This is a genomic window from Pirellulales bacterium, from assembly GCA_019694435.1.
Taxonomy (GTDB): Bacteria; Planctomycetota; Planctomycetia; order Pirellulales; family JAEUIK01; genus JAIBBZ01.
The window spans coordinates 112,481-135,980 of record JAIBBZ010000003.1 but is presented as its reverse complement, the minus strand read 5'-3'; the positions used below and the strand labels follow the sequence as shown (position 1 = coordinate 135,980).

The 23,500-nt window shown below is 65.3% G+C and carries 17 protein-coding genes; 10 read left to right on the top strand and 7 right to left on the bottom strand.

Features of this window, described 5'->3' with window-relative positions:
* Positions 1-448: 448 nt before the first annotated feature.
* The 3 genes from K1X74_04410 to K1X74_04400 all read right to left on the bottom strand — a co-directional run bounded on the left by K1X74_04410 (position 449) and on the right by K1X74_04400 (position 2,306).
* A complete protein-coding gene (locus K1X74_04410) occupies positions 449-760 on the bottom strand; it encodes a hypothetical protein (protein ID MBX7165570.1) in 312 nt (103 codons plus the stop codon).
* A 433-nt stretch (positions 761-1,193) separates the two neighbouring features.
* A complete protein-coding gene (locus K1X74_04405) occupies positions 1,194-1,595 on the bottom strand; it encodes a 6-carboxytetrahydropterin synthase (protein ID MBX7165569.1) in 402 nt (133 codons plus the stop codon).
* A gap of 15 nt (positions 1,596-1,610) precedes the next feature.
* Positions 1,611-2,306 carry a 7-cyano-7-deazaguanine synthase gene (locus tag K1X74_04400; GenBank protein MBX7165568.1) on the bottom strand — a complete coding sequence of 232 codons (696 nt, stop codon included), beginning with the start codon at positions 2,304-2,306 and terminating at the stop codon, positions 1,611-1,613.
* A gap of 494 nt (positions 2,307-2,800) precedes the next feature.
* Here K1X74_04400 and K1X74_04395 point away from each other — a divergent pair, with 494 nt between their 5' ends.
* The 5 genes from K1X74_04395 (at position 2,801) to ccsA (ending at position 10,915) form a co-directional block, all read left to right on the top strand.
* Positions 2,801-3,277: a hypothetical protein gene (locus tag K1X74_04395; protein ID MBX7165567.1), complete on the top strand. Its 477-nt coding sequence runs from the start codon at positions 2,801-2,803 to the stop codon at positions 3,275-3,277.
* A 70-nt stretch (positions 3,278-3,347) separates the two neighbouring features.
* On the top strand, positions 3,348-4,676 hold the full coding sequence (locus tag K1X74_04390) for a helix-turn-helix domain-containing protein (protein MBX7165566.1): 1,329 nt from the start codon (positions 3,348-3,350) through the stop codon (positions 4,674-4,676).
* 47 nt (positions 4,677-4,723) lie between these two features.
* The gene (locus K1X74_04385) at positions 4,724-5,497 is read left to right on the top strand and encodes an OmpA family protein (GenBank protein ID MBX7165565.1); all 774 of its coding nucleotides are present in this window, start codon (positions 4,724-4,726) and stop codon (positions 5,495-5,497) included.
* A gap of 223 nt (positions 5,498-5,720) precedes the next feature.
* Positions 5,721-7,877, top strand: coding sequence for a cytochrome c biogenesis protein ResB (locus K1X74_04380; GenBank protein MBX7165564.1), 2,157 nt, complete (start codon positions 5,721-5,723; stop codon positions 7,875-7,877).
* Positions 7,878-8,005: 128 nt separating this feature from the next.
* Entirely contained in the window at positions 8,006-10,915 is a 2,910-nt protein-coding gene (gene ccsA, locus K1X74_04375) for a cytochrome c biogenesis protein CcsA (GenBank protein ID MBX7165563.1), read from the top strand.
* Here the strand turns inward: ccsA and K1X74_04370 are convergent.
* The 4 genes from K1X74_04370 to K1X74_04355 all read right to left on the bottom strand — a co-directional run bounded on the left by K1X74_04370 (position 10,912) and on the right by K1X74_04355 (position 15,526).
* Positions 10,912-12,141, bottom strand: a complete 1,230-nt coding sequence (locus tag K1X74_04370; GenBank protein ID MBX7165562.1) for a hypothetical protein — start codon at positions 12,139-12,141, stop codon at positions 10,912-10,914. The genes ccsA and K1X74_04370 overlap by 4 nt on opposite strands.
* A gap of 48 nt (positions 12,142-12,189) precedes the next feature.
* Positions 12,190-13,332, bottom strand: a complete 1,143-nt coding sequence (gene aroC / locus K1X74_04365) for a chorismate synthase (GenBank protein MBX7165561.1) — start codon at positions 13,330-13,332, stop codon at positions 12,190-12,192.
* A gap of 133 nt (positions 13,333-13,465) precedes the next feature.
* Entirely contained in the window at positions 13,466-14,458 is a 993-nt protein-coding gene (locus K1X74_04360) for a hypothetical protein (protein MBX7165560.1), read from the bottom strand.
* A 183-nt stretch (positions 14,459-14,641) separates the two neighbouring features.
* Positions 14,642-15,526 (bottom strand): phosphoribosylaminoimidazolesuccinocarboxamide synthase, encoded by an 885-nt coding sequence (locus tag K1X74_04355; GenBank protein MBX7165559.1) that lies wholly within the window; start codon positions 15,524-15,526, stop codon positions 14,642-14,644.
* 221 nt (positions 15,527-15,747) lie between these two features.
* Here K1X74_04355 and K1X74_04350 point away from each other — a divergent pair, with 221 nt between their 5' ends.
* The 5 genes from K1X74_04350 to K1X74_04330 all read left to right on the top strand — a co-directional run bounded on the left by K1X74_04350 (position 15,748) and on the right by K1X74_04330 (position 23,457).
* Positions 15,748-17,235 carry an endo-1,4-beta-xylanase gene (locus K1X74_04350; GenBank protein MBX7165558.1) on the top strand — a complete coding sequence of 496 codons (1,488 nt, stop codon included), beginning with the start codon at positions 15,748-15,750 and terminating at the stop codon, positions 17,233-17,235.
* 95 nt (positions 17,236-17,330) lie between these two features.
* Entirely contained in the window at positions 17,331-19,295 is a 1,965-nt protein-coding gene (locus K1X74_04345) for a hypothetical protein (protein ID MBX7165557.1), read from the top strand.
* A gap of 177 nt (positions 19,296-19,472) precedes the next feature.
* Complete coding sequence (locus K1X74_04340; GenBank protein ID MBX7165556.1) at positions 19,473-20,627, top strand: DUF2156 domain-containing protein; 1,155 nt, start codon at positions 19,473-19,475, stop codon at positions 20,625-20,627.
* A gap of 28 nt (positions 20,628-20,655) precedes the next feature.
* A complete protein-coding gene (locus K1X74_04335) occupies positions 20,656-21,795 on the top strand; it encodes a sulfotransferase (GenBank protein MBX7165555.1) in 1,140 nt (379 codons plus the stop codon).
* A 90-nt stretch (positions 21,796-21,885) separates the two neighbouring features.
* The gene (locus K1X74_04330) at positions 21,886-23,457 is read left to right on the top strand and encodes a tetratricopeptide repeat protein (protein ID MBX7165554.1); all 1,572 of its coding nucleotides are present in this window, start codon (positions 21,886-21,888) and stop codon (positions 23,455-23,457) included.
* Positions 23,458-23,500: the final 43 nt, after the last annotated feature.

The window sequence follows — 23,500 nt, the reverse complement described above, 5'->3', positions numbered from 1 at the left end:
GCCTCGTGTCCCGTCATTTTCATTCTCAGGGGCAGGTTTTTCTGATCGCCCCGTAGCCGCGGCGGCACCTTCTTTCGTTGCGACTTCCTGGATGTTCGCGGCTGCGCGCTAACCGTTGCCGAACGAATCGGCAAAGTTTGCCAAAGGCCTCGTTGCAGATGGCCGATATCTGGGGGCATCGCATCCCGCAGATGAAGGATGCGATCGACACTCGAACAGGTCTCGCGCGGGCTCGGTTTGGAGAGACATCGCCAGCTAGATGGTGCGTGTCCCAGGAGGGCAACAGTCCGGTGAGGCCTTTTTGCGGGTCTCCCGGACTGTTTCTTTTTTTCCCACGCACGGCGTGGCGCGGTGTCGTGCAATCGCGCTTTCGAAAAGGGCGGCCCGCGGTACCGTGCAACCGCGAGCCGCGCGAAGCCGCCTACTCACTGCAACGAGCGAGTCCTGCTCACCAGCCGTAGCCGGGTCGGTAGAACCCACCATAACCGCCATACGCACCGATGCCGCCGTAGGGCCCGTAGTACGCGCGGTAGCGGTACACCGACGGATACGGATACACGTGGCACGGCGGCGGTGGCGGCGGGGGAACGAACGCCGGCGGACCGCAATGACGGTGCCCGTGGCCGCCATAGAACCCGCCTGGGTAGCCGCTCGAGATCGAAAACGACCAGCCTTGGGCCGAGGCTGAGCGGGGCGCGCCGATGGCCAAAACGGCCACCAGCATGCCTGCCAACAGGACCTGCTTTCCACAACGTTTCATAACCAGACTCTCCCACGATTGGCGCCACGGCAGAGGCGAGAGGGGTGTGGGAACGCGCGATGGCGCGTTCCAAAGCGTCCTGGGGCGACCTACTTGCCGGCGCCAAAGTCTTGTGGGCTTCCTCGCCCCAGTGGCTCTGGTAGATACCAGAAGCACGCGCTATGCCGATTGGGCAAACCGCAGAGAACTGCGGAAAATCGGGCCAAATCCTGAGGGCGTGCCCATGCTTGCACGGAACCCGGCGCGCGCGGGGGCGCTGCAAGCTCGCGACACAATCATCCAAAGGATGACAGCGCAGCAGCGCATGCCGGCCCGACGGAGGCCTACCTGGTGGAGCGCAAATTCCGCAGAATTGCTACGTGCGGCGAGCGAAAGCCAACGGCGCACTGGACGACGCACGGACAAGCTGGCGCCGCCGAGGCCGCCCGCGGCGCTACGGACGAAACGTGGCAAAGCAGTGCGGCGTTTCCCAGAGATGGGCTTCAACGATTGGAAACCCCTGGCTGGCCGTGTACTCGAAGATCAGCCGGGCGATGTTTTCCGCCGTGGGATTGACGTCGAGCAAGTACATCGGCTCGCCCTGCGCGTGGAGGATCGGCACCATCGGATCTTGGCGGTGCAACAGCATCCGGTGGTCGAGCTGCTCGTCGATCCATCGGCTCACGACGCGCTTGATGTCGCTGAAGTCGAGCACCATGCCGCGATCGTCGAGGGTCGGCGCCTCGATCACGATCACGGCGCGGCCGTTGTGTCCGTGGAGGTGGCGGCACTTGCCGTCGTAATTCAGCAAGCGATGGCCGTAGCAGAAATCGATTTCGCGAGTGACGCGGAACATCTCGGGGGAATCTCCTCAGCGGGGATCGGTCGCGCGATCTACCGCCTGGGCATAAGTCGTCGGGTCGGCAAGCCCCGCGTCGCGAAACGCCGCCTGGCGTTCCGCGCACTTGTTGCAGCGGCCGCAGTGCTCGCCGCGTTGGGGATCGATGCACGAGAAAGTCAGCTCGAGTGGCAGTTCACGGCCGAGCTGCATGACGGCGGTCTTCTCCAGCGTGGCGAACGGGCGCACCACCCGCACGCTGCCGCCAGTGGCACGATTCAACGCGCCGGCAAACTGGGCGAAGAATTCGGTCGTTGCGTCGGCAAACGGGTTCGACTTCAACGGCGCAAGGGCCAGTTCAGGCACGCCGTGCAAATGGCACCACAGCAGGGGCTTGATCAGCAGCAGGGCGTTGCGGCCGGGAAGATAGACGGCCTCGTCCGGCGTATCGTGACGGGGAACGCCTTGGCCGGTGATGCTCCAGTGATTGCCGTAGACGTCCTGCAACGGTTGGTCCAAGACCACCAGCGGGCCCAAGCGCGGGGATTCGAGGACCGCCAGCAGCCGGGCGATGGCGTCGAGTTCCTGGGGTTCCCAGTGCAGGTGGCTACGCACGTAGAGCGGCCGCACGCGATGCCCTTGGGCCAGCAGATGCCCCAGGAGGATTCCGCTGTCGAGGCCGCCGCTCAGCAGCAATGCGGTGGTCGCGTTGTCACTGGCAGCGGTCATAGACGGTCGCAAGGGAGGTGTTCCAATCAACGGCTGGGCATTGTAGGGCGACAGCGTGCCCCGGCCAGCACGTCACACGAGCTAACCCTAATCGCGCGGTGGCGTTGTTGAAAGCAGGGGGCTACTAGCGGCTCGGCGGGACAGGCCAGATAGGCCTTGTGTTTGCTTGGCCGGCGACACTAGACTTCGCCCCGCGCGCCGGCCCCGTTCGGGGCTGCGCACGAGCAGATGACGTTCTCGTCCGGCGACCTCGTCCTATCTCCGGCCCCGGGCGAAAACGCGTAGGCTGTCCGGCTGCCGCGCCTGCAGATCGCAGTCGCGGCCGTCGAGCACGACCGCAGCCGCGAACCCCGGGCACGAATGTCGGCAAAAGCCGCACAATCTGCACGGCCGAGGCGACGGGGCGGGCTGAGTTTTCCTTGAATCCACTTGGGGTCCACTTAGAATGGACATGTGGCCCCATCTCCGTATTTGCCTAACCCTTAAGGTGGCTTATGCGAGTTACGTTGGTGGCGGCCCTGATGGCAATCGTGGTGGTTTGGGGAGCGCTGGGCGGCGGAAACGCAGGGCCCACTGCGCTGGCTCAAGCACCCAGCGGTGGCAGCGACGAGACGGTCAAGACGGTGCCGCTCGCCGCGCTGACCCCGCCGGCGACGCCGCTCGGGCGACCGGTTGGGCCCGCCAGCCCCGCGATGCCTCCGACACCGAGCGCCCAGGGAAGCAGTGCTCAAGCAAGTGCCGCCACGGCCGGCGGGATAACGACGTTGGCCACGAGCCTGGCGGACGGTCGCCAGGTGCTGACGGTCATCGACGGCCAGACGCGCGCGATCGCCGTCTACCATGTCGATCTGGCCAGTGGCTCAATCACGCTGAAAGGCGTGCGGCAAATCTCCTGGGATCTGCAACTCACTGACTTTAACAGCGGACATCCCCTGCCGGGCGAAGTCCGTGCCATGTTTCCACCTCGCTGACGGCCGCGTCTCGCTTTTCGCGCGACCGCCGCGGCGGCAAGCGCGAACCAGAGAACGTGAAAGGCCCCGCATGGCCCCGAAGCTGTTGACGCTGGAAGAGGCCGCCCTGCGGCTGAACATCTCGCCGGCCGATTTGAACAGCCTGCGCGAGCGGCACAAGCTTTACGCCTACCGCGACGGTGCCTCGTGGAAGTTCAAGGAAGACGAGATCGAGCGCTATCTGCGCGACCAGGAAGACGAGGCCCCGGCCTCGGCCGATTCGGGCGATCTGCTCGATTTGCCTCTGGAGCTCGATGCTCCCAGCGGCGAGATCGCCGTCACCTCGATGGACGAAGGCGAAGACCTCGTGCTCGCCAGCGAGCTGGAGTTAGGTGAATCCGACCCGAACACTTCGAGCACGATCATCGGCCGCGCGGGCGCCCAACAGCGGCCCGAGGAAAGCGACATTCGTATTTCGGTGGCCGAGGAGCTGGGCAGCGACGTCAAGCTGGTGCCCGATGTCGACGACGCCGGCAACAGCGGCGTGCGCGTCGTGCCTGCTGCCGGTAACAAGGCGGGCCGCAGCGACAGCAAATTGCAGCTTGGCGAAGAATCCGGCCTGAGCCTGCCGGCCGCGCCGACGGCCAAGACGAAACCGCCCAAGGCCAACAAGCCGACGGCCAAGGACGAAGAAGCAGACGTGAGTTACGCGTTGCTCGACGACAAGAAGTCGGCGGCCGGCCGCGGCGGCTCGGACGTGCGGTTGGCCGATTCGTCGGCGGACCACGTGCTGCAGGGCCCGGACAGCGACGTCACCAAGGTCAGCGTGGCCGACAGCGGCATTTCCCTGGCCGATCCGGCCGACAGTGGCCTGTCGCTCGAGGAGTCACTCGACCTCGGCGGCGGCGGCCCCGAGCTCGAACTGGGCGGCGACAACGATAGCGACTTCGAACTATTGCACGATTCGTCGAGCGAAACCGACGCCGTCAAGTCGCTGCAGAGCGACGACGAGTTCCTGCTGACGCCAATGGGCGACCTGGGATCGGACGACTCCGAGGGGAGCGGTTCGCAGGTCATCGCGCTCGATTCGGCGGAAGATTTCGGCGATTCGGCGGCCATGCTCGGCGAATCGCCGGCCGGCGTCGTGGCGGCGGTCGACGACGTCGACCTGTCGAGCGACTTCAGCAGTTCGACGATGGGGATGACGCCGGGCGGCGCCGCCGTCGTCATGCCCATGCGCGTCGGCGACGTCGTGAACTTCTCGCTGCTGAACGTGATCACGCTGGGCTTTTGTGCCCTGTTTGTGCTGCTCGGCGGCATGATGGCCTTTGACCTGATGCGCAACATGTGGGGCTGGAACCAGGCCTATTCGGTCAACAGCGGTCTGATGGACTTTATCTGCGGGCTCGTAGGAATCTGATTGCCGGACGCGACGGTCCGGACCTTGGGCGAAAGGAGTCGCTCGTCATGTCCCGTCTTACAATCTTGGCGACGCTGGCGGCCATATCCCTGGCGGCTGGCTGCCAATGGGTACCCAAGTCGCAATTGGCCGCTTCCGAGAACGGCAATCGCGATCTGGTGGAAAAGACCCGGGCGCAGGCTGCCGAAATCGAACATCTCAAGGCAGATCGCCGCCAGCTCGAAGACCGACTGGCGACGGCCGAAACCGACCTGGCCGCGATTGCCGGCCGCGCAGGACTCGACCGCAAGACGCTGGCCGGATTGCGCAGCGGCGCCGGCCTGGTGCCCGCGGGCGTGGGGCGCGATCTGGCCGAGCTCGCTGCCCGGTACCCGGCGCTCAATTTCGACCCAGCAACCGGGGTGAGCAAACTCGACATCGACGTGTTGTTCGATACGGCCGAAAGCCAGCTCAAGCCCGAGGCGCTGCGGCTGCTCGACGATTTTGCCGACGTGATGTCCTCGCCCGAGGCCAGCCGTCTGCGATTGATGGTGGTCGGTCATACCGACGATCGTCTGGTCGGCAAGAAGGAGACGCGTGAGCGCTATCGCGACAACTGGCACCTGAGCACCGCGCGGGCCCTGGCGGTGAGCGAATATCTGCGGCACCGGGGCATCTCCCCCGATCGCTTGGGAGTCGCCGGTTTTGCCGATCAGCAGCCGATTGCCAGCAGCGGGGAAGAAGCAGGGCGCGAACGCAATCGCCGGGTGGAGATTTTCGTGATGGCCCCTGAAACCCCCGTCGTGGGGTGGGTCGACACGATGGCGCCCCTCTATCGTTAATCTTCCGCGCAAGGCGCGCCGTGGTAACCCGCGTGCTCGATGCGGGGAAACGCCTTGCGGCGAATTGACGCGGCGGCTGCAAGCGGCCGCTGTACACTGCCGTCTGAGGCCTTCTATAATCGTCTGATGAGCGAGGGGGCTCATCCAGACACGTGTGACCGGTCCATTTTGTCCCGCCTCGGACACGGCACAGCGACTTTGCCTTCTCAAGGCGCCCAACTGCATGTCGCGTTATCGTTTGCGCTCGCCCGAACAACCCTGGCCCGTGCGCGTGCTGTTGGGGGCTTACGAGTTCTGTGCATCGCTCAAGTTGGCGGTCATTTTGATCTTTCTGGCCGCGGCCATCCTGGGTTGGGGAACCTTTGTCGAGTCGCGCTACGGCACCCCGGCCGTGCAATTTGCCGTCTACGGCACCTGGTGGTTCACGCTGATCAACACGGCCTTGGCCGTGAATATCTTTTGCGCTGCCGCGATTCGTTATCCGTGGAAGCGGCACCAGACCGGGTTCGTGATTACCCACATCGGTTTGCTGGTCCTGCTGTTCGGCTGCCTGTTAAGCCGCAACGGGGGCATCGATGCCCAGATGCCCTTGTTCGAAGGCCGTAGCGGGGCGATCGCCTACGAAGACACGTCGCATTTCGAGCTTCGCATCGCTCCGGCAGCCGGTTCGGCCGAGTCGAAAGTCGACGTCGTTCCGTTCACCTGCGGGCCGGTGAATTGGCCCGATCTGGCCCAGATGCCGTGGTACTGGCGGCTGGCCAAGCGCGACCAAGGCGTCGTTTACGATCGCGACGGCGTGCGGTTGGAAGTGCTCGACTTTTACAGCCGCGCCGAGCAGACCGATGCGCCGTACGTACAGTTGGCCATGACTTCGCCGGGTCAGCCCCGGATGGACGAAGAGACGGGCCGTCCGCTGCCGGCCGAGATGAAATGGCAAAAGGGCGCCGTGACGCTGCGCATCCAGCGCTCGACCAACCCGCAATGGCCCTTCGGAATTGGCGACGGCCAAATGGCCGGCGGCGGCCAGATTACTTTCGCCATGACGAACGACGCGGGCGAGACCGAGGCGTTTACCCAATTGCGGCCGACGGCGCCGATCGGTCGGCAAGGTCAGGCCGTCGTCTGGGCCGGGGGCCGGGCGCACGTCGTCGCGGTCGACGAGCGCGCCGGTAAGGGACGCTTTGATCTGCCCGACACCGGATTGCAACTCGAGGTATTGAACGTCTACCGGCAGGCGCAGCCCGCGGCCGACTCGAAGCCCGGTCAGATCACGCTCGCCGAAGGTGCCGCGGCCGAGGCGCCAGGTGCCGAGAATCCGGCGATCGAACTGGCCGTCTATCGGGGCGAAGAGCCCGCCGGGCGGCTGGTGCTGTTCGCCGATTTGCCATACTTGAACGCGCAGGACTACGCGCACGGTGTATTCGGCGCGTATTGGTTCGATCACGGCGAGATGGATGTGCAGCAGCGTATGAGCGGCCAGCGCGGCTCGCGCATCGACATCCTGCAGGGCGCCGACCACAAGCTCTACTACCGCTACTGGAACCGCAAGGAAGTTGTCGCCGCCGGTCCGCTGCCGGGCGATGGGACGCCGGTCGATGCCTTCAAGATGCCGATTGCCCAGTTGCAGATGAAGGTCGAAGAGCACGTCGCGCTCGATGCGCCCGGCAAGTACGTGCGGGCACTGCCATTCGACAAGAAGGAGCACCCGTCGACGTCGACGCGCGCGGCGCGCGTGCGTCTGACGGTCGACGAGGCTGCGCGCGAGTTTTGGATCGTCAGCAAACCCGTCGGGCTGCTCGCGGGCCGGCGCGGCTCGGACGAAGAGGAAACCGTCGCCAGCGCCAAGCGTTCGGTCACGCTGGCCATGCCGCTCGATACGATCGACGTCGGCTTTCAGGTCAAGCTGCTCGACTTCGAGCGGAAGCTCGACCCGGGCACCAGTCAGCCGTCGCACTACTCGAGCGTGGTGCAGTTTTGCGACCGGCAAGACGAGACCAAGCTGCTCCGCTCCGGCGACACGTTGATCACGATGAACGCCCCGGTCGACTTCACCGATCCGAAAACCCGGCGCTCGTACCGGCTGTTCCAGGAAAGTTTCAACGGGCCGTATTTGCCCGGCGATCCGATCTTCAACTTGCTGTACGACCCGGCCCAACCGCGGCAGCAATTGTTCGCTTCGGTATTGACGGTGAATTACGACCCGGGCCGCGGCACGAAGTACGCAGGGGGGCTGTTGATCGTCGTCGGTATCGTCACGATGTTCTATATGAAGGCCTACTTCCTCACCGGCGGTCCGCGGCCAGCGCCCGCCACGTCGCGTAAGCGCCCGGCCGAAGCGGTCGAGCCGGAGGCCAAACCGGTCGCCGCCGGCACCATTTGATGATCGAGCGGTGCCGCCGGCGTCCCGACGGCCAGCGCGGGGCGCAATAACTAGGAGCTGGCCAGCGTCGCTTCGCACGAAGCCGCTTCGCGAAACACTTTTTCGAATAGCAGACGGGAGCCGAATCGATGAACGCGATTCGCAGGATCGTATGCCGTGTTCAGACCGTCCTCGCGGCTTGGGCCGTGCTGTCCATGGTGGCTGCGACCGGCGCAGCCGCCGAGGAGCCGGCGCGGCTCGACCTTTCGGCCTGGCAAACGCTGCCGGTGTTCTACGTCGAGGACGGCGCGGCCAGTGGGCGGATCATGCCGCTGGACACGCTGGCACGTGAGCTGGCCGAGACGATCTGCCACAAACAGTCGCCCACGCTGGGCCTCGTCGACGCGGTACCGGCCGACGAATTGGCGCTGCCCAAGTACGACGCGGCCCGCGGATTGTTCGTCGACGGCAAGCCGCGCCGTTTTTCCGCGGCCGAGCTGCTGTTGAGTTGGCTCACGCAGCCCGAGAGTTGGGAAGACGTGCCGCTGCTGATGGCCAAGCACGTCGAGCTGCGCGAGCTTTTGGGGCTGCCGCTGGCCGACCCCAAGACGAAGGTCAAGTTTCAGTACGCGTCGCCGCGCCAAGTAGCGCAGGCCACGGCGTTCTGGGACAAGGTCGCGCAACTCGTCGAGCGCCAGCGTCAAGCGGCAATGGATAACGAACCGTTCAAGCTGACCGGGGTCGATGCCCGCGTCGAAGAGCTGCACAAGGCCTATCGTCAATATCGTCTGTTGACGACGAGCCCCGAGCGTCCGCTGGAGCGGTTGGAGTTTTCGCGGCTACGTATGCGTCGCCTGGTCGAAAGCTGGGGCGAGCTGCGCGGCGACGAGGTCATGAACATCCTGGGCGGCACGCACCAGGGGTTCGGCGATACCAAGGTGCCCGAGCACGTGGCGACGATCGACGCGGCGTTCGAAGAGCTGTTCAAGCTGACACAGCAGGGTGCATTCACCGCGGCCCAGGCCGAGCCAGCAGCCGTGCGGCTGCGCAATGCGGCCGCCGCGATCCTGGAGGTGATCCATCGGCAAGCGGAACTGGTCCGCAGCAAGCCGTCGCCCGATTGGGATCCCGAACAAGTCAAGAAGTTGCAGACGATGTTCGTCACGGCGCAGGCCCGCGCCCAGAAGATGGCCGAGCAGGCCCAACGTGCGCATTTGTCGCTGTACGACGACGGCTGCCCGCTGGGTGTGGTACCGGCGTTGTCGGGCCCGGCGCTCGAGAAAGACCGCGACGCCGCGGACGACGCGCAGCCTTGGATCAACCTGCCGACGCTGCTGGGCGGCACCGACGCGGTGCTGGCCGGGTACCCGAATGCCGAGATCCAATACCCCTCCGGGCAAGTCGCCGCGGTGCGCACGGCCTATGCGCGGCTGGCCGACGCCTATCGCCAATGGCGCACACGTCCGAACGATGTGCATCAGGCGGCCGACCAGTTTTCGTCGGCACTCGCCGATCTGGGCGCGCAGGTGGAGCCCTTGCGGAGGCAGTTGTCGATCGTCGGACGCGACGAAGACCTGTTCGCATACACGGCCTATCCCGCGCCGGGGGCGACCGCGGCCGAAGTCCGCTACAACACGGTGCAGCCCTTCCTGGGCTCGTGGGTCATCGCGCTGCTGAGCGTGGCGTGCTTCGCCCTGTCGTTCGGCGCGTGGCGCAAGCCGCTGTTCTGGTTGGGTACGGTCGTCATGATCGGGGCCCTGGCGTGGACCGCGTACGGTTTCTACCTGCGGATTCTCATTACCGGTTGGGCGCCGGTGACAAACATGTATGAAACGGTCGTCTACGTGCCGTTTGTCGTGGCGGTGCTGGGCCTGTGGTTTGCGTTTGTGCCGGCCACTTGGGAAGGCCTCAAGAACGCCTGGCGCGGTTGCGCCATTCCCGGCACCTGGGAGGCCACACCCCTGGAACGCGAGCAGACACGCCTCGCCGGGACGGGCTTCTGGCAAATGTGCAACGTCCTGTGCATCCTGCCGCGCGTCGCGTTGATGGCCGTTGTCTTCTGGATTCTAACCCGGGCACCGTATGCGGCCGGCGGACGAACGATTCTCAATTTGTTGCCGAACCGGGCCGTCGGCGAATGGCTGCCGAGCTTCAACGACCTGCTCACCTGGTCGGCCGGGATGTTCGTGCTCGTGCCGACGGTTTGGTTTCTGCCGCGCGCCCTCGTGACGGCCGCCCTGAGCCTGGGGATGGTGCCGTGGACCTTGCGTGGGCATTTCGCGACGGCCTTGGCCGAGATCTATCCACGGCGCATGTTCGTCATGTCGTCGGCGCTGCTGGCCGCCGTGTTGTGGATGGTCGCCTGGTATGCCCCGGTGCTCGATCCGCGGTTCACCCCGCTGCAGCCCGTGTTGCGCGACAACTTCTGGTTGACGATTCACGTGCTGACGATCGTGTCGAGCTATGGCGCGGGCCTGCTGGCGTTCGGCTTGGCGATGGCCGCGATGGGACATTACATGTTCGGCGCCTGGCAACCGGTCAGCGGCAGCTCGCAGTTGCGTCCGCCTCAGGCTGCTGCGGAGTTGGCCGGATACGTCTACAAGGCAATCCAAGTGGCCGTGCTCTTGTTGGCGGCCGGAACCTTGCTCGGCGGTCTCTGGGCCGACGTCTCGTGGGGACGCTTTTGGGGTTGGGATCCGAAGGAAGTCTGGGCCCTGATCTCGCTGCTCACCTACCTGGCCATTCTTCATGGCCGGTTTGCCGGGTGGTTCGGTGCGTTTGGATTGCACCTGGGCGCCGTCCTGGGGGCGACGGTGATTGGCATGTCGTGGTACGGCGTGAATTTTATTCTCGGCGAAGGGCTGCATGCCTACGGCTTTGGCGACGGCGGGCAGTCCTACGTCATCGGTGCGATTTGCGCTGCCTGGCTGTTCTGGGTCGCACCGGCCGCCTTTGTCTACAGCATGCGCACGCAGGAAAAACAGCCGCTCGGAACGGAAGATGGGCTGGGCACGGGCGCGCAAGCTTCAACCGGACTGACCGCCGGATTAAAGAGCTAGCGCCGCGGCGGGACAGCCTGACGCGGGGCGACGCGCGTCGCCGTGCGCTGGGCCTGCCGGCTGGCGTCTTGAATGGCCGCCAAGGTGCGCGACCACGCACTGACCGGCTGCTGCGACGCCGGCGATGCGAGAATCGCGCGGCCCTCGCCGACCAGGATCGTGCCCGGCGGCAGTTCGGGGCAGTCGCCGACGATGGTCAAGCCGTCGGGATGCAAGTGAAAAGCCGTGGCGAGACGTTCGTAGGGAATGGACGCGACGAGCGGACGTCCGGCAGGAAGCGGCAACGCCAATTCGTTGACCGCGGCCATAAAGGTCTCATAAGAGATCTGGCCCGCGTCGCCGTCGATGCGCCCGGTGGCCAGCTGCAAGCGTCCGCGCGCGACCACGAGTTCCTTGAGCGTCAGCCTCGCCCGGCCCGACCACCGCGCCGGGACTGCATCGGCCAGCAAGCGTCCCAGGTCGACGCGTTGGAATTCGCCGCCGTAGACATCGGCGCGCAGACCGTCGGCGGCGAGCGTCAGGGTCGCGTTACCGCGAAAAGTCGCCTCGGGGCCCAGGCGATCGAGCGCCGGGCAAAACGCCGCGGCCAGCCGGCAGGGCAGGGCGGCCGGCGAGCGCAGGTCGATACTCGTTACGGGGGGGGACTGCCTGCGATCGCGCGTGAGCGCGATTTGCAACGGCTCGTCTACTCCGGCGATGCGAATGTCGACCGCCAGGTGTGGCCCCTGGGTGCTGCCCTCGAGCATCGCCACCAGTTCTTCGTAGCGCGCCAGCGGTGCGGGCCCGTCGGTCGCGGCGATGATGTCCTGGAGCACCACGCGCAGTGGGGTTGTGCCGGTGCTCCGTCGCCGCAATGCGAGCTCGACGCGCGTCCAAAGCTCACCGGCGGCCCGGGCATCGACGCGCACGCCGCTGGCCGTAATCACGTTGCGCGTCGTCGCTTGGGCCAGCTCGCAGTGTTCGAGCGCCAGCCAGGGGGCGCCCGTCTCGGGATCATGCAGTACCACCTGCCGGCACGCACAGACGCCGGGCCTCAGGTGCTCGATGCGGCCGATCGACACGGGCAGCCCGAGCGCTTGTTCCCACGCGGCGGCGACCGCGCTGCGGTGGGCCGGCGAGTTGCGCCAGATCGCCCACCCGGTGAATACGATCGTCGGTAGCGCCGCCACGGCGACGAATGTCGCCCGGCACCACAGCCGTCGAGCAGAGAATTCGCGAGGCCACATCCGTGTCGTCTCGTGAATGCGCTGGGGTGGAGGAAACTTGCGGGTGAACTATCCGCGATGCTGCCGGGCCAGGTCCTGAAACAGCGCGTACCGAGCTTGCATCTCCTCGAGGCTGTCGCCGCCGAACTTGTCGATCAGCGCCGCCGCGACCTCGAAGGCCACGACGTTTTCGAGGATCACGCTCGCCGCGGGCACCGCGCAGACGTCGCTACGTTCGTAAGCGGCCGATTCTGGCTGCCTGGTGCGCAGGTTGATCGATTCGAGCGGTTTGCGCAGCGTGCTGATTGGCTTCTTTGCTGCGCGGATCACCAACGGCTGTCCGTTGGTCATGCCCGCTTCGAGCCCGCCGGCATTGTTCGTCGGGCGTTCGTAGCCCAGGTTGGCCGCATCGCTGTGTGCGGCGTCGAACTGGATCGGGTCGTGCACCTGCGAGCCGCGGCGGCGTGCCGCCTCGAAACCGAGCCCGATTTCGACTCCCTTGATGGCTTGCACGGCCATCACGGCCTGGGCCAGCCGTCCGTCGAGCTTGCGATCCCATTGGGCGTGCGTGCCGAGACCAAAGGGCAACCCTTCGACGCGGATTTCCAGCACGCCGCCGAGGGTGTCGCCTTCCTTACCGCAGCGGTCGATCAGCTCTTTGAGTTCGGCGTCTCGCGCGGGGTTGCAGGTATAAAGTTCGCTCGCGTCGCGCCAGGCGAGTTGCTCGTCGAGCGTACCAGGGCGTGGATCGATGCGCACGCCACCCAATTCGACGACGTAGCCGAACGCGCGAATGCCAAACACCGCCAGCAGTTGCTGAGCCAGGGCACCGGCCGCTACGCGGACGGTCGTTTCGCGCGCACTGGCTCGTTCGAGTACGCCGCGGATCGAGCCCAGGTACTTGATGGCGCCGGTCAGATCGCCGTGACCGGGGCGCGGCCGTTCGAGGTCGGCCATGCGTTCGAGTTTGTAGTCCTTGTTGACGACCTGCAGCGCGATGGGACTGCCGATCGTGCTGCCTTGCCATACGCCGGTCAGCACATCGACCTGATCGGTTTCGATGCGCTGCCGGCCGCCGCGGCCGTAGCCGCCTTGGCGACGTCGCAACTCGCGGTCGATCGTGGCCGTGTCGATGGTGAGTCCGGCAGGAAAACCGTCGATCAAGGCAAGCAGTGCCTTGCCGTGCGATTCACCTGCCGTCCAATAGCGCAACATACGACGATTCAACCACTTAACTATCGCCCCGCGACGCACCCAAGGCGCGCAAAATCCCCGCAGATTTTCGATTCTAACTGCAGGGGCCGGCCCAAGATAGGGCGATTGTCGACCTGCCCGGGCAGCGGTGCTAGCGGAGCCTGCGATTGGCGACCAGCTCGTTGTCGCGGCCGCGTACGCCGACGGGTCCTAGCAGCTCTTGGCGGGCAAGTTGCGCGGCCAGGTACGCCGCTCCTTGCATGCCCGGATGCCACGAGTCGCCGGGGCGCTCGCTCGGGTCGACGCCCGCGGCCAGGGCCTGCTGCAAGCCGGGCAAGGGATCGAAGTAGCGCAATTTCAAATGCTCGCAGATGGCCAAGGCCTGCTGGCGGTTGGAGACTTCCTGTGCGCTCCAACGATCGAGCGGCTTGAGAATCGGTAGCACCACCACGGAGAAGCTGGCCCCGTCGGCGGCGACGCGCCGGGCCAAGGCGGCCAGCTCGGTCTCGACGCGCGCCGGGCCCAGGGCCTCGCGCCGCTCCAGCCAAAGCTGGACGAACTTGCGCTGCACAAAGGCCGAGTGGCGTAACAGCCAGGGCAAACGCACGCGCCAAGCACCGCCCGGCGAATGAATCGTCAGGTGTCCACGATCGTCGGGATTGAGCACCGGCTGCGAGGAGAAATCGTTGTTGTGCAGCACCAGCACCACGTGATCCGGCGCGACGCGGTAATTGTAGCGTTCGTAATAGGCACGCACCTGGCTCGGATCGAAGCCGTCGACGCCGGCATTCCAGAACTCAAACGGGCCGGCGCCGTAGAGCTGCTTGACGCTTTCGAGCAATTGCCCCCGCGCGGTGGCCGAGTCTCCGACAAACAGCACACGCGTGACGTCGGGTGCCTTGACCAGCGGATAGCCGTTGAGCTGCGTGCCGGTCGGCGTATAGCGCGACCCGTCGAGGCAGGGACGAAACCCCAGCTCGCGGTCGAACGTCAGCGGCAGTTTCTTGTCCGCGGACGTCGAGAGCAGTTCGGCGACCGTCCAAAAACTACGCGCGGGCCGTCGGCGGTAATGCAATTCGACGGCCGCCAGCGCCGTGCCGAGCGTCAGGAGAACGATCGCCCATTTGAAGCACTTCGTGCGCATCGGAAAAGTACGGCGCCGCTAGGCGCCGGCCTGCGAGGAAATCGAGAGCCGTGCAGACGCTCGCGAAGCTCCAACCGGGCAGGGAGAGTATCGCAAGCCGACGGCCGCAGGTAGATCAGCCGTGTGCGGGGGCCCCCGCGCGCAGCTAGCTGGCGGCATTCCCGCACCGCGGCCCTCGACGTGCTACACGAAGCGGAAACCGGTCAGCCGTTCGTATGCCTCGATGTACTTGGCGCGCGTTTGACGGACGACCTCTTCCGGCAGTTCGGGGGGCGGGCTGTTCTTGTCCCAGGTGGTCGTTTCGAGCCAGTCGCGGACGAACTGCTTGTCGAACGAGGGCTGGCTACGGCCAGGTTGGTAGCCGTCGGCCGGCCAGAAACGCGAACTGTCCGGCGTCAGCACCTCGTCGATCAAAATGGGGTGCCCTGCGACCAGGCCCCATTCAAATTTCGTGTCGGCCAAGAGAATGCCGCGGGTCGCGGCGAGTTCGGCGCCTTGGTGATAGACGGCCAGGCTGGCGGTGCGCAATTGCTCGGCCAACTCGCGGCCGATCGACGCGGCCATGTACTCGAAACTCACGTTCTCGTCATGACCGCTGACGGCCTTGGTTGCCGGCGTGAAGATCGGCTCGGGCAGCCGTGAGCTTTCCAGCAGCCCGGCTGGAAGCTGGACTCCGCAGACGCTCTGCGTCGCGCGATATTCCTTCCAGCCCGACCCGGCGAGGTAGCCGCGAACCACGCACTCGAACGGCACGACGTCGGTCTTGCGCACCAGCATCGATCGGCCGGCCAGCGGGCGCAGATCGATGCCCTCGGGCAGGTCATCGGCCGTCGGTTCGGTCGACAGCAGGTGATGTTCGACCGGCACGCGTTCGAACCAGAACCGGCTCAACTGGGTCAAGACGCGTCCCTTGTCCGGGATTCCCGGCGAGAGAATCCAATCGAACGCGCTGATGCGATCGGTGGCCACGATCAGCAGCCGGTCGCCCAGGTCATAAACGTCACGGACCTTGCCTCGCCGGACGGGCAGGCCTGGGAGGTGTGTTTCGACGATTGCCGCGTGATGCATGGAAACGTGCTTCCGGTCGAAAGGCCATCGGGGGCAAAACGGCTTTTCCCCGAAACAGGTGCGAGAAAAGGCGGCAGTATATCACTCCGTCCGCCCGTCGTTCTTGATGCTTTGGTAGCCTTGGTTTAGACTCGCTCGCGTGCTAAGCCCCTGTGCCACTTGCACCTCGGGCGACGTTCGAGAGTGTGGCCTGTCGTTCGGGTCGGGAAGGGAACTCGCTGATGGGCGTAATGCGGTTCCTGGTCTTCCCCCCGGAGAGGCTCACGGAAGCAGCGACCGAACGAGTCTATGTTTCCGGCGCAGACCTGGTCCCCTGGCAAGGCCGGGTGAGCTACGCCGATGGCGTGCTCACGGTCGAGCGATCCATCAGTGAATCGGGGAGCCTGCATGTCCCGTGGAGCGTGTCGGGCTACGGCGAGCTGATCCTCAATACGGCCACGCTGATCGAGCGCGCGCAGCCTTACGTGCTCGAGGTTGAACTGGCGCGCGGCAAGCTCAACCAGGTACGCAATCAACTGGCCGAGTGGCAGGCCATTGGCCTGGCCGTACCGTCGGAATTAAGCGAACGCCTGCATGCCGCGCACGAGCGGTTTGCCACGGCGGTCACGGCTCAAGACGATCCGGCCGCGGGCCATGGTCTGGCCGAACACGCGCTGAGCCTGGCGCTTGAGGCCTCGGACCTGCTGGTCCGGACGTATACCGATCAAGCGCTCGCCGCGCGACGACGTCAGGCCAGCCGACTGCCGGCCGCGTTCGGCATGCAACTGGGGGCCGAGTCGATTGACGAGGCCAAAGGTCGACGACTGTTGGCTGCCTTCAGTTCGGCCACCGTGACGCTCCCGTGGCGCGAGATCGAAAGCACCGAGGGTAACTATCGCTGGGACCCCTTCGACGCACAAATCGCCTGGTGCCGGCAGCACCAATTGCCCGTTACCGGGGGGCCGCTATTGCGCTTGGACGCCCGCGGGCTGCCCGATTGGATCTACCTCTGGGAAGGCGACTTTGACAACCTGTTATCCATCATCAGCGACTATGTCGAGACGGCCGTGACCCGCTATCGCGGGCAGGTTGAGAGCTGGATTTTTGCCGGGCGCGTCAGTGCCGAGGAAATGCTCGGGTTGTCCGAGGAAGATCGACTGCGGTTGGTGGCCCGCGTGCTCGAACTCGTGCGGCAACTGGACCCGGGCGCCCCGGCAATCTTGCGCATCGATCAACCGTGGGCCGAATACTTAGGTCGCGTCGAGCTCGATCTGTCGCCGTTGCATTTTGCCGACACGCTGGTCCGCTCGGGCCTGGGGGTGGCTGAAATCGAGTTGGAATTGAACATCGGCTATGCGCCTCAGGGAACGGGTCGGCGCGATTGGCTCGATTTCAGCCGGTTGTTCGACCTATGGGCCTGTCTGGGAATCCCGCTGCGCGCGGTCCTGACGTGCGCGAGCTCGGATCGCGTGGATCACAAGGCGACATCGACCGCGCGGCCCCTTGCCGAAGGGCCGCCAGGGGGCTGGTCGCCGCAGTCGCAGCAGCGCTTGCTCGAACGCCTGGCCGCGCTGCTGCTGGCCAAGCCTGCCGTGCGGACGATTAGCTGGGGCGCCGTGCTCGATTCGGCCTCGCACGAGTTTCCCTGGTCGGGCCTGTTCGATACAACGGGGCAAGCCAAGCCGGCGCTGGCCTCGCTCGCCGCGCTGCGCAGGGTTCATCTGCAATAGCTCGCCCGGATGCCGCCCAGCGCGGTACACTGACAAGTTCACTAAGCGAGCAGGTCCCGCAAATCGACGAACGAGCCCCGGTAGACAAACGCGCCATGTCCGCCACGACGAAGCCCGCGCCTCGCGCCTCGCGCAATTCGCGTCCGATCTTGTTTCGCGCGCTGGCCGTGGGTTTGGGGGTGCTGATCGCGGGGCTGGGGGTCGAACTGATCCTGCGCGTGACCGGCTTCGAGCCGACCCAGATGCTCAGCAAGCGGAATCTGCGGCGGATCGACGGCCAGACCATCGGCTACCACTGCTATCCGAGCAATCCACACGGCGAGTTCGATCCGCTGCCCGATCTCAGCGTCGGCAGTTGGGAGCTGTTCACCTACTCCCTGCCGCCGCAGCCGCTGCCGCTCGAATCAGTACGGGAAACGCCCTATTGCGTCCGGTACGATCATTCGCCGCAGGGCTATCGCGATGCCGAGTACCCGAAGACCACTCCGCCCGGCAAGCTGCGGATCGCCTGCGTAGGCGATTCGTTCGTCTGGGGCGAAGGCGTCAAACCCGATGGCACGCTGCCGGCCCAATTGGCCGGGCTGTTGGGGAACAACGTCGAAGTGATCAATTGCGGCAAGGTCGGGGCCGATTTGAGCGCGAATCTTTCGAATGTGTACAAGGCGCAGCTCCTGTTGGCCCCGCAGCGGATCTTGTTCTGTTTCCTGGTCAACGACGTCAAGCTGACGCCCGAACTGGAGCAGCGCCAGGAATACATAAACGACCTGATCATTTTTCGCGACGTCCACTTGGCGCGACATCAGGCGCGCAGTTGGTATGCCTCTTCGGTCTTGCTGCGCTGGCTGGGCACGCAATGGGACCTGCGCTCGATGCATGGCTCGACGCTGCAGTGGTATCGCGATTCGTACGACCCGCAATTCAACCGCGTCAACCTCGAGGCGATGGCCACGCAGTTCCTCGAATTGGGATCGCTACCCGGCTGCAAAGTGGCCGTGGTGTTATACCCGCTCTTGGAGAATCTCGAAGGCGGCTACCCACTGGCGACAATTCACGATCAGGTAAGAAAGCTGGCCATGGATGCCGGCCTGCCGACGCTTGATCTCGCGCCGAAATTCATCGGCAAGCAGACCGAGCAACTTTGGGTTCACGAATCGGATCATCATCCGAACCGCCAGGCGCAGCAGATCGCGTCGGCCGCGGTTGCCGAATGGCTCGTGCACGACGTCCCGCAATTCCTCAATCCGAGTGTGGGCACGGAATTGCCGCCACCCAGCACCGCAACGGGACCGTCGCCACCGCTCTTGGATCAGGCGGTCGGTCAGGCACTCCAGTTGATCGAGCAACAACAATTCCTCGCGGCGCGGCGGCTGGTGGCCGACGCCGCGCGGCGCAACCCCAGCGATCCGACGGCCCGTGTTTTCTTGGGTTACCTGGCGTTTCTCGAACAGCGGACCACCGACGCAGTGGCGCACTACCGCGAAGCGCTTCGGCTGTTTCCCAACTGGCCCGACACCGAGATCAATCTGGCCGCGATTCTCGCTTCGCACCCGGACCCGAAAATCCGCGATACGGCCGAAGCCGTGCGGCTGGCGGAAAAGGCATTCGGCGCCACGGACCACCCGCCGTTGACGATGCTCGACACGCTGATGGTCGCCTATGGTGAGGACGGCCGGTATGCCGAGTGCATCGCCACGGGCGAACGCGGCATGAAAGAGGCCAACGAGGCCAATCAACCGGCCGTGGCCGATACTTTCCGCAAGCGCCTGGACATCTATCGACAGAAGCAACAACAAGCCGCGGCCGCGTCGGGCGATGCTGCGGCGGGTCAACAACCGGCCGGCGCCGAGCCTGCCGCGGCCGAGCCGTCCGGCGCTGAGCCGGCGAGCGGCGAGCAGAGCGGCACGGAGCCGGCACCCTCCGGCGAACAGCCGGCGGCTATCGACACGGCACCGCCCACCGCCGACGCGCCGACCCCCGAGGCATCCGGCCCACTGGCCGGCGAGCCGCCGGCCGAATCGAGCCCACCCTCAGCCGAACCATCTCCCACCCCCCAGCCATGACCTGCTCGCGCCCATCGACCTAAGCTGTGCCGGTTGCTCTGAGAACTCCGCCCGTCGTGGCCCTTTCGCCGAGCGTCGTTTTTCCGGGTGCATGACCCAGACAGGCGTTCCGACACATAATGAGGGGCCCGTCGCTCTGCCGGTTCGAGGGCCCGGCTATTTAATGGACCGTAGTGCATGAACGTGTCGGCCGCCGATCACCCCGCCTCACGAGCCCCGTCTGCGGACGCGTCGGCAGCGCGCCTCGAGGAACTGGCGTGGCGGCATGGACAGACGTACGACTCGTACTTGGCCACCGAACAGGACCGCGAGCACTTCTGGTCGAGCGATGGCTCGGGTGTACTGGGCTTTGTTCGCCGGCGCCGGTATGTGCACGTCGTCGGTGGATTGCTCGCCCCGGTCGAGCGTCGCCCGCTGCTGTTGACCGAGTTCACGCGGTACGCGGCCCAGCAGCGTTGGCAAGTGATGTTCTACAACATTGGTCCCACCGACTTGCCGCTGCTGCGCTACGAGGGCTACGAGGTGACCAAGTGCGGCGAAGAGCCGTTGATCGATTTGCGGAGCACGACCTGGAAGGGCAAGAACTACGAATGGGTACGGCGCCAGGAGAACTATTGCCTTCGCCAGGGCGCCGTCTGCGAAGAGGTGGCGATCGATCCTAGCGACCAGGACTATCGCGAGCGTGTCGCGCCGGAGCTGTCGCAGATTGCTCATGCGCACGTGACCAACACGCCCCATCGCCGCGAATTGAGCGTGTTTGTCAGCCAATTTGATCCGCTACGGCTGGGCCGCAGGCGGCTGTTCGTAGCCCGTACGGCGCAGCGTATCGAAGCGCTGATCGTGTGCAACCCGGCGGAAGACGGCCGGTTCTGGGCGATCGAAACCTATCGCCGCCGGCCCGATGCGCCGCGGGGCATCGTGCCCTTCGCGATGATGCAGACCGCGCGGCAGTTGCAGCGCGAGAGGATCGAAACCTTGTCGCTATCGCTGATTCCCTGCTTGCGCTGCGAGAAGCCGCTCGACGGCGACAGTTGGTTGATGCGCGTCGGTCAGACCATCTGGTGGGAGCGCATGAACTGGGTCTTCGACATGCGCGGCATCTATCACTACAAGAGCCGTTTCCGTCCGCAATTTCGCGAGATGTTCATCGCTGCTCGGCCGAAGTTGAATTTCTTCGCCGCCTACGACTTTATCAGCTTGTGGGGGATTCATTCGATCGGCCCGACCGCGGCCGCGCAGCACTATTGGACCAAGTTCACCAAGCTCGCGCGGCGCGCCACGATGGCCGCACCGGACGAGGACGCCCAATCCAGCGCCGACGACGAGCGTTAACCGCGCTGTTCCCGCGAGACTTGTGCCTGTGGCCACGACCGCCAAGACCCCGACGGCCCCCAAGCAAATCCCCTGGTATGAAGGGCGCTTGTGGGGCGGTTGCAACCTGGGCGGCTGGCTGCGAATGCTGGCCCATAATCGATTTCGGGTTGACTGGCGGCACTGGTCGATGGCCGCGTCGATTACGACCTTTAGTGCATGCAATTCGCTGCTGGGCGGCGTCCAGCGCCTGGCCGTCGGCCGTCGGCCCGATCGCCTGGAGCTTGAAGAACCGCCGCTGTTTGTAATCGGCCATTGGCGCTCGGGCACGACGTTGATGCACGAGCTGCTGGCGCTCGATCCGCGCCACATTTATCCGACGACCTACGAGTGCTTCGCGCCGAACCATTTTCTGATCAGCGAGCCCTACGCCGGCTGGATCAAGTTCCTGCTGCCGCGCGAGCGGCCCATGGACAGCATGAAGATGAGCTGGGACCGGCCTCAGGAGGATGAGTCGGGCCTGTGCAACTTGGGCTTGCCGAGCCCCTTCTGGACGGTGGCGTTTCCCAACGAGCCGCCGCAGTTCCCGGAGTATGTCACGCTCGACGAGCTCGCGGCAGAAGATCGCCGCGCCTGGCAGCAGGCGCTGCTCGGTCTGCTCAAACGCATCAGTTACAAGCACGGCGGGCACGGAAGACTGGTGCTCAAGTCGCCCCAGCACACGTTTCGGCTGCGGGTGCTCAAAGAGTTGTTTCCCGAGGCCCGGTTCGTACACCTCTGCCGCGATCCGTATGTGCTCTTTCCTTCGACGGTGCACTTCTGGAAGTCGATGTACCTCGCGCACGGGCTGCAAACGCCGACGTTTGCCGGGCTTGACGAATTAGTCCTCAGCACGCTCGAGCAGATGCACGCGCAACTCGAAGCGACTCGCGAACTGATCGAGCCGCGGCGGTTTTGCGAGGTGCGCTACGAGCACCTGGTGGCCGACCCCGTCGGCGAGCTGCGCCGGGTCTACGACCACCTGCAGCTCGGTTCGTTCGAGCACTTGGAGCCGCACCTGGATCGCTACCGGCGCGACACGGCGACCTATCAGACGAACACCTATGCCCAACTCGATCCGGCAATCCGGGCCACGATTGCCCGTCGCTGGCGGCCCTATTTCGACCGCTATGGCTACGCGGTCGATTAAGCGCCAGGTGCGTTAAACTGGCGCCCCATGGCACGGCGCGATCTCAGATCGGCGGCGGTTGGGCGGCTCGCAAGCTGGCGAGCGGCGGTTTTGCCGTTGGGCCTCGTCGCCGTCGTCGTGATCGCCGTGTTTGGGCAGACGATCGGTTTCGAGTTTCAAGACCTCGACGATCGGGTCAATGTGGCCGACAACGAGCGGTTCCTGCCTCCGAGCCTGCAGAGTGTCGGGCAATTCTGGCGGGCACCTTTCTTGTCGCTCTACGTGCCGGTGACCTATTCCTGGTGGGCCTTGGAAGCGAGCGTCGCCCAACGCACGCCCACTTCCGAGAATCCCGACCGGCTCGACGCGCGGGTGTTTCATGCCGGCAACGTGCTGCTGCATATCTTAGGTAGCGGTCTGGTGTACTTGCTGTTTGAGCGCCTGTTTGCACGGCGCGCGGCAGCGTGCTTGGGGGCTTTGGCGTATGCCGTGCACCCGTTGCACGTCGAGAGCGTGGCTTGGATCACGGAGACTAAAGGGTTGCTGGCGGCCTTGTTCTCGTGCCTGGCCTTGCTCCTCGTCTTGCGCGGGCTGACGAACGAGGTCCGGACTTGGTCGGGCGCGGTGGTGCCGAGCGTCGCGTATGTACTCGCGCTGTTGGCCAAACCTTCGGTCGTCACGTTGCCGTTGATGGCCCTGTTACTGACCTGGGCCGTGGCCCCGGCGCACTGGCGCCGCGTCGCCAATCTGGCTGCGGTGTGGCTGGTGATCGGAGTGACGCTGGCGGTGTTCACCAAGCATCAACAGCCGGACGAGCACGTCGACGAAGTTCCCGGCCTGTTTGCACGCGTGGGCGTGGCGCTCGACGCCACCACGTTTTACACGCTGAAGTTCGCTGCGCCGGTGGGCTTATGCCCCGACTATGGCCGGACCCCGCGCGTGGCGCTCGGGTCGCCTTGGCGCGTGATGATGTGGCTGACTCCGATGGCCGTAACCGCCTTAGCGGCCGCTTTGCGGCAACGGCGCTGGGCTTTGACTGCTTGGGGCATTACCTTGCTGGCCATTGTGCCGGCCAGTGGACTCATACCTTTCGAGTTCCAGAACTATTCGACCGTGGCCGACCGTTACGCTTGCCTGGCGCTGCTTGGACCGTCGCTGTTGGTGACTGCGTGGCTGGCGCAATATCCTTCGCGCTGGGCGCAGGGTGCCGTCGTGGCCGGTTGCACGGGACTAGCGCTCATGGCGTTCGTCCAGACGGGCTATTGGCGAAATACCACCACGCTGTTTACCCACACGTTGACGATCAATTCCCGCAGTTACCTGGCGCACGAAAAGCTGGCCGCCGTGGCGCGTCGGCGCGGCGACTTGGTTCAGACGGTCGATCAACTCGCAGCGGGCGTTTCGATTCGGCCGTCGGCCGGTCTGCATAACAAGCTGGGCGATGCCCTGTTTCGCCTGGGCCGGATGGACGAGGCCGAGCGACAATTTCGCGCAGCCATTGCCGCCGATCCGCAGCTCAAGGAGCCGCATGGCAACCTGGGAATTGTCCTGGCGCGGCGCGCGCAATGGCCGGCGGCAATTGCCGAGTTTCGCGCGGCGCTAACAATCGATCCGCACTATCTCCTGGCGCAACAGGGGCTCGAGTTTGCATTGCAGCAAGTCAACGGCCAGACGGGCCGCTGACCGGCAGCAACTTTTCTCGCGGCACTTCCATGCGTTAGAGTAG

Coding starts and splice junctions, on each gene's coding strand:
- ccsA (MBX7165563.1), top strand. CDS start 8,006: ATGAACGCGATTCGCAGGATCGTATGCCGTGTTCAGACCGTCCTCGCG.
- K1X74_04395 (MBX7165567.1), top strand. CDS start 2,801: ATGCGAGTTACGTTGGTGGCGGCCCTGATGGCAATCGTGGTGGTTTGG.
- K1X74_04340 (MBX7165556.1), top strand. CDS start 19,473: ATGAACGTGTCGGCCGCCGATCACCCCGCCTCACGAGCCCCGTCTGCG.
- K1X74_04390 (MBX7165566.1), top strand. CDS start 3,348: ATGGCCCCGAAGCTGTTGACGCTGGAAGAGGCCGCCCTGCGGCTGAAC.
- K1X74_04370 (MBX7165562.1), bottom strand. CDS start 12,141: ATGTGGCCTCGCGAATTCTCTGCTCGACGGCTGTGGTGCCGGGCGACA.
- K1X74_04405 (MBX7165569.1), bottom strand. CDS start 1,595: ATGTTCCGCGTCACTCGCGAAATCGATTTCTGCTACGGCCATCGCTTG.
- K1X74_04410 (MBX7165570.1), bottom strand. CDS start 760: ATGAAACGTTGTGGAAAGCAGGTCCTGTTGGCAGGCATGCTGGTGGCC.
- K1X74_04380 (MBX7165564.1), top strand. CDS start 5,721: ATGTCGCGTTATCGTTTGCGCTCGCCCGAACAACCCTGGCCCGTGCGC.
- K1X74_04355 (MBX7165559.1), bottom strand. CDS start 15,526: ATGCATCACGCGGCAATCGTCGAAACACACCTCCCAGGCCTGCCCGTC.
- K1X74_04385 (MBX7165565.1), top strand. CDS start 4,724: ATGTCCCGTCTTACAATCTTGGCGACGCTGGCGGCCATATCCCTGGCG.
- K1X74_04350 (MBX7165558.1), top strand. CDS start 15,748: ATGGGCGTAATGCGGTTCCTGGTCTTCCCCCCGGAGAGGCTCACGGAA.
- K1X74_04360 (MBX7165560.1), bottom strand. CDS start 14,458: ATGCGCACGAAGTGCTTCAAATGGGCGATCGTTCTCCTGACGCTCGGC.
- K1X74_04345 (MBX7165557.1), top strand. CDS start 17,331: ATGTCCGCCACGACGAAGCCCGCGCCTCGCGCCTCGCGCAATTCGCGT.
- K1X74_04400 (MBX7165568.1), bottom strand. CDS start 2,306: ATGACCGCTGCCAGTGACAACGCGACCACCGCATTGCTGCTGAGCGGC.